The sequence below is a fragment of the Pantoea vagans genome (assembly GCF_001506165.1).
Lineage (GTDB): Bacteria > Pseudomonadota > Gammaproteobacteria > Enterobacterales > Enterobacteriaceae > Pantoea > Pantoea vagans_C.
This window is the reverse complement of sequence record NZ_CP011427.1, coordinates 4,114,843-4,132,428: the sequence shown is the minus strand read 5'-3', so window position 1 is coordinate 4,132,428 and position 17,586 is coordinate 4,114,843. Positions and strand designations below refer to the sequence as shown.

Annotated in this window: 15 protein-coding genes and 1 pseudogene; all 16 read left to right on the top strand. The window is 52.5% G+C overall.

What is annotated here, in order from left to right; translation table 11 throughout:
• The first annotated feature begins 283 nt into the window (after positions 1-283).
• The 16 genes and pseudogenes from ravA (at position 284) to LK04_RS19000 (ending at position 17,372) form a co-directional block, all read left to right on the top strand.
• Complete coding sequence (ravA, locus tag LK04_RS19075; protein ID WP_039333021.1) at positions 284-1,780, top strand: ATPase RavA; 1,497 nt, start codon at positions 284-286, stop codon at positions 1,778-1,780.
• Positions 1,777-3,237, top strand: a pseudogene (gene viaA, locus LK04_RS19070) (ATPase RavA stimulator ViaA). Before ravA ends, viaA begins: the two are co-directional and overlap by 4 nt.
• A 130-nt stretch (positions 3,238-3,367) precedes the next feature.
• Complete coding sequence (gene ovoA / locus LK04_RS19065; protein WP_039332967.1) at positions 3,368-5,494, top strand: 5-histidylcysteine sulfoxide synthase; 2,127 nt, start codon at positions 3,368-3,370, stop codon at positions 5,492-5,494.
• A 108-nt stretch (positions 5,495-5,602) separates the two neighbouring features.
• Complete coding sequence (gene asnC / locus LK04_RS19060) at positions 5,603-6,064, top strand: transcriptional regulator AsnC (RefSeq protein WP_034830053.1); 462 nt, start codon at positions 5,603-5,605, stop codon at positions 6,062-6,064.
• Positions 6,065-6,218: 154 nt separating this feature from the next.
• Positions 6,219-6,659 carry an FMN-binding protein MioC gene (mioC, locus tag LK04_RS19055; protein ID WP_039332970.1) on the top strand — a complete coding sequence of 147 codons (441 nt, stop codon included), beginning with the start codon at positions 6,219-6,221 and terminating at the stop codon, positions 6,657-6,659.
• Between the two features lie 441 nt (positions 6,660-7,100).
• The gene (mnmG, locus tag LK04_RS19050; protein WP_039332973.1) at positions 7,101-8,990 is read left to right on the top strand and encodes a tRNA uridine-5-carboxymethylaminomethyl(34) synthesis enzyme MnmG; all 1,890 of its coding nucleotides are present in this window, start codon (positions 7,101-7,103) and stop codon (positions 8,988-8,990) included.
• A gap of 47 nt (positions 8,991-9,037) precedes the next feature.
• Complete coding sequence (gene rsmG / locus LK04_RS19045) at positions 9,038-9,655, top strand: 16S rRNA (guanine(527)-N(7))-methyltransferase RsmG (RefSeq protein WP_039332975.1); 618 nt, start codon at positions 9,038-9,040, stop codon at positions 9,653-9,655.
• A gap of 713 nt (positions 9,656-10,368) precedes the next feature.
• Entirely contained in the window at positions 10,369-10,749 is a 381-nt protein-coding gene (atpI, locus tag LK04_RS19040; RefSeq protein WP_039332977.1) for a F0F1 ATP synthase subunit I, read from the top strand.
• A gap of 8 nt (positions 10,750-10,757) precedes the next feature.
• Positions 10,758-11,576, top strand: coding sequence for a F0F1 ATP synthase subunit A (gene atpB, locus LK04_RS19035; protein ID WP_039332979.1), 819 nt, complete (start codon positions 10,758-10,760; stop codon positions 11,574-11,576).
• 50 nt (positions 11,577-11,626) lie between these two features.
• Positions 11,627-11,866, top strand: a complete 240-nt coding sequence (gene atpE, locus LK04_RS19030; protein WP_003849523.1) for a F0F1 ATP synthase subunit C — start codon at positions 11,627-11,629, stop codon at positions 11,864-11,866.
• Positions 11,867-11,973: 107 nt separating this feature from the next.
• The gene (gene atpF, locus LK04_RS19025) at positions 11,974-12,444 is read left to right on the top strand and encodes a F0F1 ATP synthase subunit B (RefSeq protein ID WP_007893603.1); all 471 of its coding nucleotides are present in this window, start codon (positions 11,974-11,976) and stop codon (positions 12,442-12,444) included.
• A gap of 14 nt (positions 12,445-12,458) precedes the next feature.
• Positions 12,459-12,992, top strand: coding sequence for a F0F1 ATP synthase subunit delta (gene atpH, locus LK04_RS19020; protein ID WP_039332998.1), 534 nt, complete (start codon positions 12,459-12,461; stop codon positions 12,990-12,992).
• Positions 12,993-13,006: 14 nt separating this feature from the next.
• Positions 13,007-14,548, top strand: coding sequence for a F0F1 ATP synthase subunit alpha (gene atpA, locus LK04_RS19015; RefSeq protein ID WP_039333000.1), 1,542 nt, complete (start codon positions 13,007-13,009; stop codon positions 14,546-14,548).
• 52 nt (positions 14,549-14,600) lie between these two features.
• A complete protein-coding gene (gene atpG / locus LK04_RS19010; protein WP_039333002.1) occupies positions 14,601-15,467 on the top strand; it encodes a F0F1 ATP synthase subunit gamma in 867 nt (288 codons plus the stop codon).
• Positions 15,468-15,530: 63 nt separating this feature from the next.
• Positions 15,531-16,928 carry a F0F1 ATP synthase subunit beta gene (atpD, locus tag LK04_RS19005; RefSeq protein WP_039333004.1) on the top strand — a complete coding sequence of 466 codons (1,398 nt, stop codon included), beginning with the start codon at positions 15,531-15,533 and terminating at the stop codon, positions 16,926-16,928.
• 24 nt (positions 16,929-16,952) lie between these two features.
• Positions 16,953-17,372 carry a F0F1 ATP synthase subunit epsilon gene (locus LK04_RS19000; protein WP_034830038.1) on the top strand — a complete coding sequence of 140 codons (420 nt, stop codon included), beginning with the start codon at positions 16,953-16,955 and terminating at the stop codon, positions 17,370-17,372.
• The last annotated feature ends 214 nt before the right edge of the window (positions 17,373-17,586 follow it).

Genomic DNA, 17,586 nt, shown 5'->3' with positions numbered 1-17,586 from the left:
GAGCTGATAAGGCATCTGCCTACCGCTCAGGCCATCAAAAAGCGCACAGTATGCACATATTCCCAAAAAAAACTAATCTTACAAAGTGTCACCATCACGTCAGCGACACGGTTTTTCGCCGAAATTTGGCCAAAAAAACCGCCTGAAGCAGCGAGTTGCCTCGCTTCAACCTTCTGAAACAAAAAAGCTGACGGCTATCAACGCAATCCAGCATGATAATCAGTAGAGTATTGCGCTCGCCAAAATATGTCGGCACCAGGATCAAAAGGATAATGATGTGATTATGGCTCAACCCCATCTTTTGGCAGAAAGAATTTCTCGCCTGAGTAACGCCCTGGAAAAAGGGCTGTACGAGCGACACCACGCGATTCGTCTCTGCCTGCTGGCCGCGTTAAGTGGCGAAAGCGTGTTTTTGCTCGGTCCGCCAGGCATTGCCAAGAGCCTGATTGCCCGCCGCCTGAAATATGCCTTCCAGCACGCCCGCGCCTTTGAATACCTGATGACCCGCTTTTCGACGCCTGAAGAGGTGTTTGGCCCCTTATCGATTCAGGCGCTGAAAGATGAAGGCCGCTATCAGCGATTGACCAAAGGCTACCTGCCAGATGCTGAGATTGTTTTCCTCGATGAGATCTGGAAAGCGGGCCCGGCTATTTTGAACACGCTGCTGACCGCCATCAACGAGCGCCGCTTCCGCAACGGTGACAGCGAAGAAAAAATCCCGATGCGCTTGTTGGTCACCGCCTCTAACGAACTGCCCGAAACCGACAGCGGCCTGGAAGCGTTGTATGACCGTATGCTGATCCGCCTGTGGCTGGATAACGTGCATGAGAAGCAAAACTTCCGCAGCATGCTGACCCACCAGCAGGATGAAAACGATAATCCCGTGACGGAAGCGCTGCGTATCAGCGATGAAGAGTACCATCAGTGGCAGAAAGGCATCAGTCAGGTCAGCTTGCCCGACCACGTTTTTGAACTGATTTATCAGCTGCGTCAGCAACTGGAGAATTTACCCAGCGCGCCTTACATCTCCGACCGTCGCTGGAAAAAAGCGATCCATCTGCTGCAGGCCAGTGCGTTTTACAGCGGCCGCGTGAGCATCGCCCCGATCGATCTCATCTTATTGAAGGATTGCCTGTGGCATGACGTAGCGTCGATGCAACTGCTGGATCGCGAAATTGACGCGCTGATGACCCAACACGCTTGGCAGCAGCAACCGATGTTGCATAAGCTCCAGCAAATCAAAGCTCGCCGCCTGGCGTTGCAACAGCAGCAGAGTGTGGCACAGGCATTGACGCTGGAAAAACACAGCGGCATGTTCAGCCGTAAACCGCATTACGAATTGCCCGCTTCGATTGGCGATGAACAGCTCACCTTAATGCTGCAACAACCGCTGACGCTGCATGATATGCAGGTGACACACGTCCTGATTGCGCGTGAAGCGCTGAATCAATGGTTGATGAAAGGTGGCGAAATTCGCGGCAAGTTGAATGGCATTGGCTTTGGTCAAACGCTTGATTTGCTGGTGGATGCGCATCATTGCCTGACACTGCGTGATGTCAGCCTGCAATCGACAAGACTGACCCTGCCCGGTGCCAGCAGTAGCAGTGAAATACCCCAGGAAATCGTCGAAGAGTATGACGCGCTGGATGCGCAATTACGTGCACAGCGCACGCTGTTTAGCCAGCATCAACGTTGCTTGTTTATCAGTGATGACTGGCTGGCACGCATCGAGACCAGCTTGCAGGATGTGTCAGAACAGCTGAAACAGGCGAAAAAATGATTTCACTGGAGACGCTGAGCGCGCTGTTGTCGATTGGCGAAACAGAGTTAATCGAAGAATTGATTATCGCGATGCTCGCGTCACCCCAACTGGCCCTTTTTTTTGAGAAATTCCCGCGCCTGAAGCAGGCAATGATGCGCGATCTGCCTCGCTGGCGCAGCGAAATCGCCGAACAGATGAAAACCACGCCGGTGCCCGAAGCGCTGGCGCAGGAGTTCCAGCTGTTCCAGCAAATGCAGTTACTCAGTACGCGGGATTTCACCCAACAGCTTCCCCATATAATCTCGCAGCTTAAAAGCCTGCCATCGCCGTTTATCGAAGAAGCCAGCAAACTGCTGTTGCACAATGAAAATGAGCAGCTGAGCAATGCGCAACATACGTTGTTTTTACAACGCTGGCGTCTGAGTCTGACGCTGCAAACTCTGACGCTCAACGAAACCATCCTGGAAGAGCAGCGCGAACGCCTGATGGCCGAACTGCAACAGCGAATGGCGATCAGCGGCCAACTGGCACCGATTCTGACTGATGATGACGAAGCCGCCGCCGGACGTTTATGGGACATGAGCAAAGCGCCGCTGCAGCACGGTGATTACCAGCTGATCGTGCAATATGGCGATTTTCTCGCCCAGCAGCCGGAGTTAATGAAACTGGCGCAGCAGTTGGGGCGCAGCCGTGAGGCGAAATCGGTACCTTCTCAGGATGCCCCGCTGGAAGAATTTCACCAGTGGGTACGTGAGCCAGACAACGTACCGGAAGAAGTGAGCGGCATTCATCAAAGCGATGATGTGCTGCGCCTGCTGCCGCCCGAACTGGCGGCACTGAGCATCAGTGAACTGGAGCTGGAGTTCTATCGCCGCCTGGTTGAGAAACGTCTGCTGACTTATCAGTTGCAAGGCGATGCCTGGCACGAAAAAGTCACGCTGCGTCCCGTCAGCCACTAGCAGCATAAAGAACAACCGCGTGGGCCTTTTATCGTCTGCGTCGATACCTCCGGTTCCATGGGCGGATTCAATGAACGCTGTGCGAAAGCCTTCTGCCTGGCGCTGCTGAAAGTGGCATTAGCCGATAAACGCCGCTGCTATATCATGCTGTTCGCCCATGAGGTGATCGGCTACGAACTGACGGCCGATAGCGGTATTGAGCAGGCTATCCGTTTTCTCAGTCAACGTTTCCGCGGCGGTACCGATCTCGCCGCTTGCCTCGCCGCAGTGGTGAAACGCATGGAAGGCCCCGTCTGGGACGAAGCCGATGCGGTGATCGTGTCAGACTTTATCGCCCAACGTTTACCTGATGAGACGATTAACGCCATCAAACAACGTCAACGCCAGCATCAACAGCGTTTTCATGCGGTTGCGATGTCGCTCCATGGTAAGCCGGGTATTTTGCGCATCTTCGATCATATCTGGCGCTTTGATACCGGCCTGAAAAGCCGCCTGCTGCGCCGCTGGAAACGCTAATTCATCTGGCAGAAATGCTTATTTGCTATAGTGAATATTCATATTCACTATGTAGGGGAAACCTTCAGGCTTCCCTTATCAAAGACGGCACTGCGATTTTCGGGCGCCTCTTCAGCATCTGGAGCATTTCGTGACTACCGCCCAACTTCCTGCACCCACCCGCACGTTGCAGCTCTCCGGTCAAAACACCGAACAAAAACGGAGCGAGTTGCTGACGTATTTCACCCAAACCTGGGATCTCTACGAAAGCCTGTTTGATTGCCTGGCTGACGAGCGCGCCTTCTTCAATAAAGCCATCTCCTTGCGCCATCCACTGATCTTCTACTTTGGCCACACCGCCACTTTCTATATGAATAAGCTCATGGCGGGGCGCTATCTGGAGGATCGCGTAGACGATCGCATCGAAGCGATGATGGCGATTGGCGTGGATGAGATGAGCTGGGATGACCTCAACGACAGCCATTATGCGTGGCCAACCATTGAAGAAGTCCGCGATTATCGTGGCAAAGTGAAAAGCCTGGTGAGTGAGTTCATTCGCACGATGCCGCTGGAACTGCCTATCACCTGGGATAGCCCAGCATGGGTGATTTTGATGGGCATCGAACACGAGCGTATTCACCTGGAAACCTCCAGCGTGCTAATCCGCCAGTTGCCGATTGACTGGGTAAAACCGCAGCCACATTGGCCCATTTGCCCGCAGGCACGACACGATCGCAGCTCGGTTCCGGCTAATTCACTGATCGCGATGCCCGGTGGTCACGTCCAGCAGGGAAAAACGGACGACACCTACGGTTGGGATAATGAATACGGCAGCCAGGTGGTCGATCTCAAACCCTTTAAAGCCAGTAAAATGCTGGTCAGTAACGCCGAGTTTTACCGTTTTATCGCGGCGAATGGCTACAACGAGCGCCGCTGGTGGGATGACGAAGGCTGGGGCTGGCGCGAATTTTCTGGCGCGCAGATGCCAACCTTTTGGGTTGGTGATATTTCACAACCCGATCAGCTAAAACTGCGTTTGATGACTGAAGAAGTGACCATGCCATGGGATTGGCCCGCTGAAGTTAATCAACTGGAAGCCGCTGCGTTCTGTCGCTGGTTAGCGGAAGAAACCGGCAAATCAATCCAGCTACCTTGCGAAGCTGAATGGGCGCAACTGCGTGAACAAGTCAGCGGCGACCAACCTGACTGGCATGAGGCACCGGGCAATATCAATCTCGCGTACTGGGCCTCCTCTAATCCGGTGGATGGTTTTGCTCAGGGCGAATTTTACGACATCGTCGGCAATGTCTGGCAATGGACCACCACACCCACCAACGGATTTGAAGGCTTTAAGGTTCATCCGCTGTACGATGATTTCTCTACGCCGACCTTTGATGGCAAACATGCACTGATTAAAGGTGGCAGTTGGATCTCCACCGGTAACGAGGCGTTGAAATCTGCACGCTATGCGTTCCGCCGTCATTTCTTCCAGCATGCAGGTTTCCGCTATGTGGTGTCTTCACACCAGGAAACCATGGCTCTCAATCCGTATGAAACTGACAGCATGGTGTCGCAGTACCTCGATTTTCAGTACGGTCCCAGCTATTACGATGTGCCTAATTATGCCGCGGCGCTGGTGGAAAAACTGTTACCACACTGCCCGGTGCGCGGTCAGGCGTTGGATATCGGCTGCGCCACCGGCCGTGCCAGTTTTGAGCTGGCGCGCCATTTTGATGCCGTAACGGGTATGGATTATTCCGCGCGCTTCATTGATGTGGCGCTACAACTAACATCCGGTGAAGATTTCCGCTACGTAGTACCGGAAGAGGGGGATCTGGTGGAGTATCGTCAGGTGCGCCTGAAAGATTTCAACCTCGACAGCGAGCAGGCACAACGTATTCAGTTTGTGCAGGGTGATGCCTGTAACCTTAAACCTCAGCCGGATCGTTACGATCTGGTATTGGCGTCCAACTTGATTGATCGTCTGCGCCAACCTCAACGTTTCCTGCAAGACATTACCCCGATGATCCGTTCTGGCGGACTGCTGGTGCTCTCTTCGCCCTACACATGGTTAGAAGAGTTTACGCCAAAAGAAAATTGGCTGGGTGGCGTCCGCGAGAACGGCGAGGCACTGACAACCTACCAGGCTCTACAGCGTTTATTGCGTGATAAGTTCGAAGAAGTGGGCACGCCACAAGATGTGCCTTTCGTTATCCGCGAGACAGCGCGTAAGTTTCAACATACTCAAGCGCAGCTAACAATCTGGCGTAAGCGTTAAAAAAAGCGTGCAGACTGCGTCACGCGCGTGGTCTGCATCTTGCCTGCACTGCTAATTTGCTGCACATTCTCCACTGTTCATAGAAGAAGAACTCAAAGAGGATGGATGATGGCGGAACAACTGCAACTGGATAACCTTGATCGCGGCATTCTCAATGCACTACTTGAGAACGCGCGCACCGCTTATGCCGAACTCGCCAAGCAGTTCAACGTCAGCCCCGGCACCATTCATGTACGCGTCGAGAAAATGCGACAAGCGGGAATTATTTTGGGCACGCGCGTGGAAATCGATCCGCGTCAGCTTGGCTTTGATGTGTGCTGCTTTATCGGCATTATTTTGAAGAGTGCGCGTGATTATCCCGCCGCCCTGAGCAAACTGGAAGCGCTGGATGAAGTCGTCGAAGCCTGGTACACCACCGGCCACTACAGCATCTTTATTAAGGTGATGTGCCGATCCATCGATGCCTTACAACAGGTGCTGATCAACAAGATCCAGACCATTGATGAAATCCAGTCCACTGAAACGCTGATCTCGTTACAAAACCCGATCATGCGCACCATTAAGCCTTAAAATCCCCTTTTATTGTGCACAACCTTATCCCAGGCGGATCACACGCGTGATGCGCCTTGTCGCCTGATGCTTTCTGGTATTAACCCTGTTTTCCACAGGTGGATCACGGCTTGATCACAGCGTACAATGCTCGCCTTTAGTGCGGGAGATCATCATGGCCGATATTACCTTAATCAGTGGAAGTACCCTTGGCAGCGCCGAATATGTTGCCGAACATCTGGAAGAAAAACTGCAGGAAGCGGGCTTCTCAACCGAGGTGCTGCATGGCCCAGAGCTGGATGAACTGCCGCAGGAAGGAATTTGGCTGATTGTCACCTCGACGCACGGTGCGGGGGAACTGCCTGACAACTTGCTTCCTTTATATGAAGCACTGCAAGAGACACAACCGGATCTGTCTGGCGTCCGATATGGCGCAGTGGGTATCGGAAATCATGAATATGATCTTTTCTGCGGCGCGATCAAGCTGCTGGAGGAGCAGTTAAACCAACTCGGTGCCACTCGCATTGGCGATCGCCTTGAGATCGACGTGCTGGAGCATGAGATTCCAGAAGATCCGGCAGAAGTGTGGGTCACCACCTGGAAAACCCAGATTTAAGACGATCTCAGAGAGTGGGGGATCGGGAAAAAAGAACGATCCCCAGATTAATGCACTGTTTTATGCTTTTTTTTATGCCACTGACTGTGGATAACATAGCCTTAATCTTGCGTATAACCGGTAGTTATCCCAAGAACAACCGATGATGCTTTTTTCATCTGTGTATAAGTAGCCTGTTTGATCCCAGCTTATACGGATCAGGATCACCGATCATTAACAGCAAGTGATCCTCGCTAATTCTCTGTAAAAAATAGGCTTTTCTGGGTTATCAACAGCCCGGTGCGATCCTAATAAGAGATCTAACAGAGAGATCATATAAAAGAATAAAGATCCTTTCTTTTAAACCGCAGGATCCCGCGGCTTTCGCAGCAGACAGAATTTCAGTAGAATCCACCGCCCAGGGCAACGATCCCTGTCCGAACACTAACGAGGACCCACTTCATGTTTTATCCAGAACCCTTTGACGTCATCGTAATCGGTGGTGGTCATGCGGGCACAGAAGCCGCGATGGCCGCTGCCCGAATGGGTCAGCAAACGCTGTTACTCACCCATAACATTGATACGCTTGGACAAATGTCCTGCAACCCAGCGATCGGTGGTATCGGAAAGGGACATCTGGTGAAGGAAGTGGATGCCTTAGGCGGTTTGATGGCCACAGCAATTGACCAGGCCGGCATCCAGTTTAGGATACTAAACGCGAGCAAAGGTCCTGCGGTACGTGCTACACGTGCTCAGGCAGACCGCGTGCTGTATCGTCAGGCCGTTCGTACGGCACTGGAAAACCAACCGAACCTGATGATCTTCCAGCAAGCGGTTGATGATCTGATCGTCGAGAACGATCGGGTGGTCGGTGCTGTGACGCAAATGGGATTAAAATTCCGGGCGAAGAGCGTGGTGCTGACTGTCGGAACATTCCTCGACGGCAAAATTCATATTGGTCTGGATAATTACAGCGGTGGCCGTGCAGGCGACCCGCCATCCATCCCATTGGCTAAACGTCTACGTGCATTACCGCTACGTGTTAATCGCCTGAAAACCGGTACGCCACCGCGTATTGACGCGCGTACTATCGATTTTTCCGTGCTGACCCCTCAGCATGGTGATACACCGATGCCGGTGTTCTCGTTTATGGGCAACGTTTCTCAGCATCCACAGCAAGTGCCATGCTGGATCACCTACACCAACGAACAGACCCATGATGTGATCCGCAATAACCTCGATCGTAGCCCGATGTATGCAGGGATCATCGAAGGGATCGGCCCACGTTACTGCCCATCGATCGAAGACAAAGTGATGCGCTTTGCCGATCGTAACGCCCATCAGATCTTCCTTGAGCCGGAAGGCCTGACCAGCAACGAAATCTATCCGAACGGTATCTCAACCAGCCTGCCATTTGATGTGCAGATGCAAATCGTCCGCTCGATGAAAGGGTTGGAAAATGCGAAGATCGTGCGCCCTGGCTACGCCATTGAGTACGATTTCTTCGATCCACGTGATTTGAAACCGACGCTGGAAAGCAAATTTATTCACGGCCTGTTCTTTGCCGGTCAAATCAACGGCACGACCGGATATGAAGAGGCCGCAGCGCAAGGTCTGCTGGCGGGCTTGAACGCCGCACGTGCATCAGCAGACAAAGAGGGCTGGGCGCCACGCCGCGATCAGGCTTACCTCGGCGTGTTGGTCGACGACCTTTGCACCTTAGGTACCAAAGAGCCGTACCGCATGTTCACCTCGCGCGCGGAATACCGCTTGATGCTGCGCGAAGATAACGCCGACCTGCGCCTGACCGAAGCGGGTCGTGAGCTGGGCTTAGTTGATGATGTTCGTTGGGCACGCTTCAACCAGAAGCTGGAGACGATTGAACAAGAACGCCAGCGACTGCGCGATCTGTGGGTGCACCCAAAATCTGAGAACGTGGCTGAAGTAAATACGGTGATCAGCGCACCACTGACCAAAGAGGCCAGCGGTGAAGACCTGCTTCGTCGTCCGGAAATGACCTACGATGTACTGATGACGTTACCGAGCTACGGCCCGGCGCTGACCGACGTTCAGGCGGCAGAGCAGGTTGAGATTCAGGTGAAGTACGAAGGCTATATTGCGCGTCAGCAGGAAGAGATCGATCGCCAGCAGCGCAATGAAAACACCTTGCTGCCAGTCGACCTCGATTATCGCCAGGTCAATGGCCTGTCGAATGAAGTGATCGCGAAACTGAACGATCATAAGCCAACCTCAATTGGTCAGGCTTCGCGCATTTCGGGCATCACGCCAGCGGCCATCTCCATTCTGCTGATCTACCTGAAAAAACAGGGCCTGCTGCGTAAAAGCGCCTGACAGACTTCGGGGCGAGATGACTCGCCCCCGTTAATGGAATTATCCTTGTGATTAACAAACTCTCCCAGCTGCTTGCTGCAGCAAACATTTCCCTTACCGATCAACAAAAACAGCAGCTGGTTGGCTATGTTGAATTGCTGCATAAGTGGAACAAAGCCTACAACCTGACATCGGTGCGCGACCCGCAGCAGATGCTGGTGCGCCATATTCTCGACAGCGTGGTGGTCGAACCGCATTTGCAGGGTGAGCGCTTTATTGATGTGGGAACGGGGCCAGGATTACCGGGCATTCCTTTGGCCATTGTGCGTCCGCAAGCGCATTTCACCTTACTGGATAGCTTAGGCAAGCGAATCCGTTTCCTGCGTCAGGTGCAGCATGAGTTAGGGCTTACTAACATCACCCCTGTACAGAGCCGTGTGGAGGAGTTCCCCGCTGAGCCACCGTTTGATGGCGTGATCAGCAGGGCGTTTGCTTCGCTGGAAGATATGTTGACCTGGTGTCACCATCTGCCAGGCCCTTCAGGTTGTTTCTACGCGCTGAAGGGTGTGCGTCCTGATGATGAAATAGCGGCCTTACCTGCGGGCTTTACGGTCGAGAAAATCGAGTCGCTGCGCGTACCTGAACTGGATGGTGAACGCCATCTGGTGGTGATTAAACGCCAATAGCCTTAAAAAGGGTGCGGATTTAAGACAATCAGTACCCTTTGTCTTCGAAAACCCGCTGAATAAAAAAACAGCATTTAAACACTTTCAGTCAAAAGCTTTTATTCGGTAGGGCAGGGGATAGCCGTTAACATCCGCCACGGAAATTATCTGAAAAAGCTTGTTACATTTAACGAATAATTCACATTTCATTATCAGATAGATCACTTTATTGCCTGTATTTACCTGGCCAAATAGTCACGCGTGAAAATATAACTCTGCAATAAATCGGCGTGCGTAATATCAGTTTTACGTTTTTATTGCGGCCTATGATGTCAATAGAGTGTTTTTATCGTAAATCATAGCGTGATGTTGGATGGATTATTCTATCTTTATGAATTAGAACAATATTGACTGGCTTTGAAATCTTAAAATTCACGTTTAATACAAATTAAACCGCTGGTGTCTTGCTTATAATGTGATCTAAAGCACGCTTTAAAAGCAAGCAATCACGGCAATTTCAGACTTTTGGCCGAGTCATCGCGGAAGGTGATGTTTTGAAAAATAGCCCTCCAGAAAGAAATTTAAATAATTGTTCACCTTTTCGCTACTTACCGATTGAAATCGCAGGTGGCGCCCGTATAATTTGCACGGCTTTTGCTGCTTGACTCAAATGAGTAAAGGCAGTCTTATACGACACGCGACATACCCCGTTCGGGGCAGGAGAGTTCAACGCCATGTCAGTGTCACTTTACAGTGTGAAATTAGCCCGGACCGTGCTGGTCATCCAGCTGGTGACTTTTGTCATTATCGGCGCACTCTTTACTCTGAAAGATGTCACCTGGGGCGCCTCCGCCATCGCGGGTGGAGCGGCAGCCTGGCTGCCGAATGTGTTGTTTATGTTTTTAGCCTGGCGCCTGCAGGATCAAACGCCTGCCAAAGGTCGTGTGGCCTGGAGCTTCGCCCTTGGTGAAGTGTTGAAGGTGTTCACGACGGTCATTCTTCTCATGGTGGCGTTAGGTGTGTTTGGAGCGGTCTTCTGGCCACTCGCAATCACTTGGTTATCGGTGCTGGTGGTGCAGATCGTCGCGCCGGCTGTAATTAACAACAAAGGGTAAGAGGCATCATGGCTGCTGGAGAAATCTCTACTCCGCAAGAATACATAGGTCACCACCTGAATAACCTTCAGTTGGACCTGCGTACTTTCGAGTTGGTGAATCCGCACGACGCTCCTGCGACGTTCTGGGTATTAAATATCGATTCCATGTTTTTCTCTGTGGTACTGGGACTGATTTTCCTGGTGTTGTTCCGTAAAGTGGCAAAAAGCGCCACCAGCGGTGTTCCAGGGAAATTACAAGCGGCTATCGAGCTGGTTGTCGGTTTCGTTGATAACAACGTGCGCGACATGTACCACGGCAAAAGCAAACTTATCGCCCCGCTGGCTCTGACGATTTTTGTCTGGGTCTTCCTGATGAACTTCATGGATCTGCTGCCTATCGACCTGCTGCCGTTTATCGGTGAGCACTATTTAGGCCTGCCAGCGCTGCGCGTTGTGCCGTCTGCAGATGTGAACATCACGCTGTCTATGGCGTTGGGCGTCTTTATTTTGATTCTGTTCTACAGCATCAAAATGAAAGGCATTGGCGGCTTCACCAAAGAACTGACGCTGCAGCCTTTTAATCACCCGATCTTCATCCCAATCAACCTGATTCTCGAAGGTGTTAGCCTGCTGTCTAAACCGGTTTCACTCGGTCTGCGACTGTTCGGCAACATGTATGCGGGTGAGCTGATCTTTATCCTGATTGCCGGCTTGCTGCCGTGGTGGTCGCAGTGGGTGTTGAATGTGCCATGGGCCATTTTCCACATCCTGATCATTTCGCTGCAGGCTTTCATTTTCATGGTCCTCACGATTGTCTATCTGTCGATGGCATCTGAAGAACATTGATTTTTTTATCTCAACACTAAGCTTTTAACTGAAACAAACTGGAGACTGTCATGGAAAACCTGAATATGGATCTGCTGTACATGGCTGCCGCTGTGATGATGGGCCTGGCGGCAATCGGTGCTGCGATCGGTATCGGCATCCTCGGGGGCAAATTCCTGGAAGGCGCAGCGCGTCAGCCGGATCTGATTCCTCTGCTGCGTACGCAGTTCTTTGTTGTAATGGGTCTGGTGGATGCAATCCCAATGATCGCTGTAGGTCTGGGTCTCTACGTGATGTTTGCGGTCGCCTAAACCTGGTAGCCTTGTTCACTCATGGCACCCGGTGTGATGAGGAACGGATTCTGCCGTCTATCGCCGATAGCGGCAGAGCAAGTTAACTTAATAAGAGGCATTGTGCTGTGAACATTAATGCAACAATCCTCGGCCAGGCCATCGCGTTCATTCTGTTTGTCGCGTTCTGCATGAAGTACGTATGGCCGCCGATTATGGCTGCCATCGAAAAGCGCCAGAAAGAAATTGCTGAAGGCCTTGCTTCTGCTGAGCGCGCGAAGAAAGATTTAGATCTCGCGCAGGCCAATGCGACCGACCAGCTGAAGAAAGCGAAAGAAGACGCTCAAGTCATTATCGAGCAGGCGAACAAACGCCGTGCCCAGATTCTGGACGAAGCGAAAACCGAAGCTGAGACTGAACGTAACCGCATCGTGGCACAAGCGCAGGCAGAAATTGATGCCGAGCGTTCACGTGCCCGTGAAGAGCTGCGTAAGCAAGTCGCGTTGCTGGCATTAGCTGGCGCCGAGAAAATCATCGAACGTTCCGTGGATGAAGCTGCTAACAGCGACATCGTTGATAAACTGGTCGCTGAACTGTAAGGAGGGAGGGGCTGATGTCTGATCTGATTACTGTAGCTCGCCCCTACGCCAAAGCAGCTTTTGACTTTGCTGTTGAGCATCAAAGCATCGATCGCTGGCAGACTATGCTGGCGTTTGCCGCAGAAGTGGCTCGCAACGAACAGATGGCAGATCTTCTTTCCGGTGCAATCGCGCCGGAAGCTTTGTCTGCATCTTTCAATGCAGTGTGTGGCGATCAACTTGATGAACCCGCTCAGAACCTGATTAAGGTGATGGCGGAAAACGGACGTTTGACAGCACTTCCAGCGGTACTGGAACAGTACATTCAACTGCGCGACGCTTATGAAGCGACCGCCGAAGTTGATGTGATTTCTGCCAGTACCCTGAGTGACAGCCAGCTGACGAAAATCAGCGCCGCGATGGAAAAACGTCTGTCACGCAAAGTTAAGCTGAATTGCAAAATTGACAAGTCTGTAATGGCAGGTGTGGTTATCCGTGCGGGTGACCTGGTCATTGATGGTAGCGTACGCGGCCGTCTTGATCGTCTGGCAGACGTCTTGCAGTCTTAAGGGGACTGGAGCATATGCAACTGAATTCCACCGAAATCAGCGAACTGATCAAGCAGCGCATTGCTCAGTTCAATGTAGTGAGCGAAGCTCACAACGAAGGTACTATTGTTTCTGTAAGTGACGGTATCATCCGCGTACACGGCCTGGCCGATGTGATGCAGGGTGAGATGATTGCCCTGCCGGGTAACCGTTACGCTATCGCACTGAACCTCGAGCGTGACTCGGTTGGTGCAGTAGTGATGGGCCCGTACGCTGACCTCGCCGAAGGCATGAAGGTTAAATGTACTGGCCGTATTCTTGAAGTTCCAGTTGGCCGTGGCCTGCTGGGCCGTGTGGTGAACACCCTGGGTGCACCGATCGACGGTAAAGGCGCAATCGACAACGACGGCTTCTCGCCTGTTGAAGTGATTGCACCGGGCGTTATCGACCGTCAGTCAGTAGACCAGCCTGTTCAGACCGGTTACAAATCTGTCGATGCGATGATTCCAATCGGCCGTGGCCAGCGTGAGCTGATCATCGGTGACCGTCAGACCGGTAAAACCGCTATGGCAATCGACGCCATCATCAACCAGCGCGATTCCGGCATCAAGTGTGTCTACGTTGCGATTGGTCAGAAAGCGTCAACCATTTCTAACGTGGTACGTAAGCTGGAAGAGCACGGTGCGCTGTCTAACACCATCGTGGTTGTTGCTTCTGCTTCTGAATCCGCTGCACTGCAATACCTGGCGCCATACGCCGGTTGCGCAATGGGTGAATACTTCCGTGACCGCGGTGAAGATGCACTGATCGTGTACGATGACCTGTCTAAGCAGGCTGTTGCTTACCGTCAGATTTCTCTGCTGCTGCGCCGCCCACCAGGCCGTGAAGCATTCCCAGGCGACGTGTTCTATCTCCACTCTCGTCTGCTGGAGCGTGCATCACGCGTGAGCGCTGACTACGTTGAGCGTTTCACTAACGGTGCGGTGAAAGGCCAGACCGGTTCTCTGACCGCATTGCCGATCATTGAAACCCAGGCGGGTGACGTTTCTGCGTTCGTTCCGACTAACGTAATCTCGATTACCGATGGTCAGATCTTCCTGGAATCAAACCTGTTCAACTCCGGTATTCGTCCGGCCGTTAACCCGGGTATCTCTGTATCCCGTGTTGGTGGTGCTGCACAGACCAAGATTATCAAGAAACTGTCCGGTGGTATCCGTACCGCTCTGGCACAGTATCGTGAACTGGCTGCGTTCTCTCAGTTCGCATCTGATCTGGACGATGCAACGCGTAAACAGCTGAGCCACGGTCAGAAAGTGACCGAGCTGCTGAAACAGAAACAGTATGCGCCGATGTCTGTCGCGCAACAGGGTCTGGTGCTGTTTGCTGCTGAGCGCGGCTTCCTGAACGACGTTGAACTGGCGAAAATCGGTAGCTTTGAAGCCGCTCTGCTGGCGTTCGCGGATCGCGATCACGCTGAGCTGATGGCTGAAATCAACCAAGCGGGCAACTTTAATAACGAAATCGAAGAGAAGCTGAAAGGCCTCCTCGAAACGTTTAAAGCAACCCAGTCCTGGTAATGTCTGGCGGCTTGTCTGAAAAGGCAGGCCGCAAGGCTTTGAGGAGAAGCTAATGGCCGGTGCAAAAGAAATACGTACCAAGATTGGAAGCGTAAAAAATACGCAGAAGATCACCAAAGCGATGGAAATGGTCGCCGCCTCCAAAATGCGTAAAACGCAGGAACGCATGGCGGCCAGCCGTCCGTATGCAGATACTATGCGCAAAGTGATTGGTCACCTTGCGTTGGGTAATCTGGAATACAAGCACCCTTACCTGGATGAGCGTGACGTTAAGCGCGTCGGCTACCTGGTCGTTTCGACTGACCGCGGGCTTTGTGGTGGTTTGAACATTAACCTGTTCAAAAAATTGCTGGCAGATATGAAGAGCTGGACGGATAAAGGTGTACAGAGCGATCTGGCCATTATCGGTTCTAAAGGCAATTCATTCTTCGGCTCTGTCGGTGGCAACATCGTGGCTCAGGTCACCGGAATGGGCGATAAGCCTGCACTGTCTGATCTTATCGGCCCAGTAAAAGTGATGTTGCAGGCCTATGATGAAGGTCGCATCGACAAGCTGTATATCGTCGGCAACAAGTTTAATAACACCATGTCTCAGACTCCGACCATTACCCAACTGCTGCCGTTACCGCCAGCGGAAGGTGAAGAAGAGATGAAGGCGAAGACCTGGGATTACCTGTACGAACCCGATCCGAAAGCGCTGCTGGATACTCTGCTGCGCCGTTATGTCGAATCGCAGGTTTATCAGGGTGTGGTGGAAAACCTGGCCAGTGAGCAGGCCGCACGTATGGTGGCAATGAAAGCTGCAACCGATAACGGCGGAAACCTGATCAAAGAGCTGCAGTTGGTTTACAACAAAGCTCGTCAGGCCAGCATCACCCAGGAACTTACCGAGATCGTCTCGGGAGCCTCCGCGGTTTAACCAGGCATATATCCTGTCGCGCGAGCGCGGCCGGATATTCTCGTATTAGGTAGAGGATTCAAGATGGCAGCTGGAAAGATTGTCCAGATTATCGGCGCCGTAGTTGACGTCGAATTCCCTCAGGACGCAGTACCGCAGGTATATAGCGCTCTTGAGGTTCAAAATGGTGACGCTCGTCTGGTGCTGGAAGTTCAGCAGCAGCTGGGTGGTGGCGTGGTGCGTACCATCGCCATGGGTACTTCTGATGGCCTGAAGCGCGGCCTGCAAGTAACCGACCTGAAAAAACCGATCCAGGTACCGGTTGGTAAAGCAACCCTCGGCCGTATCATGAACGTATTGGGTGAACCAATCGACATGAAAGGCGACCTGCAGAATGAAGACGGCACCACTGTAGAGGTTTCCTCTATTCACCGTGCTGCGCCTTCTTATGAAGATCAGTCTAACTCGCAAGAGCTGCTGGAAACCGGCATCAAGGTTATCGACCTGATGTGTCCGTTCGCTAAGGGCGGTAAAGTCGGTCTGTTCGGTGGTGCGGGTGTAGGTAAAACCGTAAACATGATGGAGCTGATCCGTAACATCGCGGCTGAGCACTCAGGTTATTCGGTATTTGCTGGTGTGGGTGAGCGTACTCGTGAGGGTAACGACTTCTACCACGAAATGACCGACTCCAACGTTATCGATAAAGTAGCGCTGGTGTATGGCCAGATGAACGAGCCGCCGGGTAACCGTCTGCGCGTAGCACTGACCGGCTTGACCATGGCGGAAAAATTCCGTGATGAAGGCCGTGACGTTCTGCTGTTCATCGACAACATCTATCGTTACACCCTGGCCGGTACTGAAGTATCAGCACTGCTGGGTCGTATGCCATCTGCGGTAGGCTACCAGCCAACGCTGGCAGAAGAGATGGGTGTGTTGCAGGAGCGTATTACCTCCACTAAGACCGGTTCAATCACCTCTGTACAGGCCGTTTACGTTCCTGCGGATGACTTGACTGACCCGTCACCAGCAACCACCTTTGCTCACCTGGACTCAACCGTTACGCTGAGCCGTCAGATCGCCTCTCTGGGTATCTACCCAGCCGTTGACCCGCTGGATTCAACCAGCCGTCAGCTGGATCCACTGATCGTGGGTCAGGAGCACTATGATGTTGCGCGTGGCGTGCAGTCTCTGCTGCAGCGTTACCAGGAACTGAAAGACATCATCGCCATCCTGGGTATGGACGAGCTGTCTGAAGAAGACAAACTGTTGGTGGCACGTGCGCGTAAGATTCAGCGCTTCCTGTCTCAGCCGTTCTTCGTTGCTGAAGTCTTCACCGGTTCTCCAGGTAAGTACGTGACCCTGAAAGACACTATCCGTGGCTTCAAAGGCATCATGGAAGGCGAATTCGACCACCTGCCAGAGCAGGCGTTCTATATGGTCGGCGCTATCGACGAAGCTGTAGAAAAAGCGAAGAAACTGTAATAACGGTTTCCCAGGAGGAAGAGTATGGCTATGACTTATCATCTGGACGTTGTCAGCGCGGAGCAGCAAATGTTCTCCGGTCTGGTAGAGCGTATCCAGGTGTCAGGTAGCGAAGGTGAGCTGGGTATTTACCCTGGCCACGCCCCGCTGCTGACAGCCATCAAGCCTGGTATGATTCGCATCGTGAAACAGCACGGCGAAGAGGAGTATATCTACCTCTCTGGCGGCGTGCTGGAAGTACAGCCGGGTAGCACGACCGTTCTGGCCGACACTGCGATTCGCGGTGAAGACCTTGACGAAGCGCGCGCGCTGGAAGCGAAACGTAAAGCAGAAGAGCACATGAACAGCAGCCACGGCGACGTGGACTATGCTCAGGCTTCTGCGGAACTGGCGAAAGCTATCGCAAAACTGCGTGTCATCGAGCTGACCAAAAAAGCGATGTAATCAGGCTTTATGCGTCACGAAATGCCGGCCCATTGGGCTGGCATTTTTTTTGCCCGCTGCGCCGCACGACAAATTGCACTGAGTAAGTTTCGGCTCGGGCATTTAACCCCACTAAAGTCGTGTAACAGCGTTGCCGGATTGCCCTTTATGGCGGCCACCCGCACGGTCTCGCCCCTTTCATCTTTATCCGCTAATTTCGCCCCGAGAAAAATGT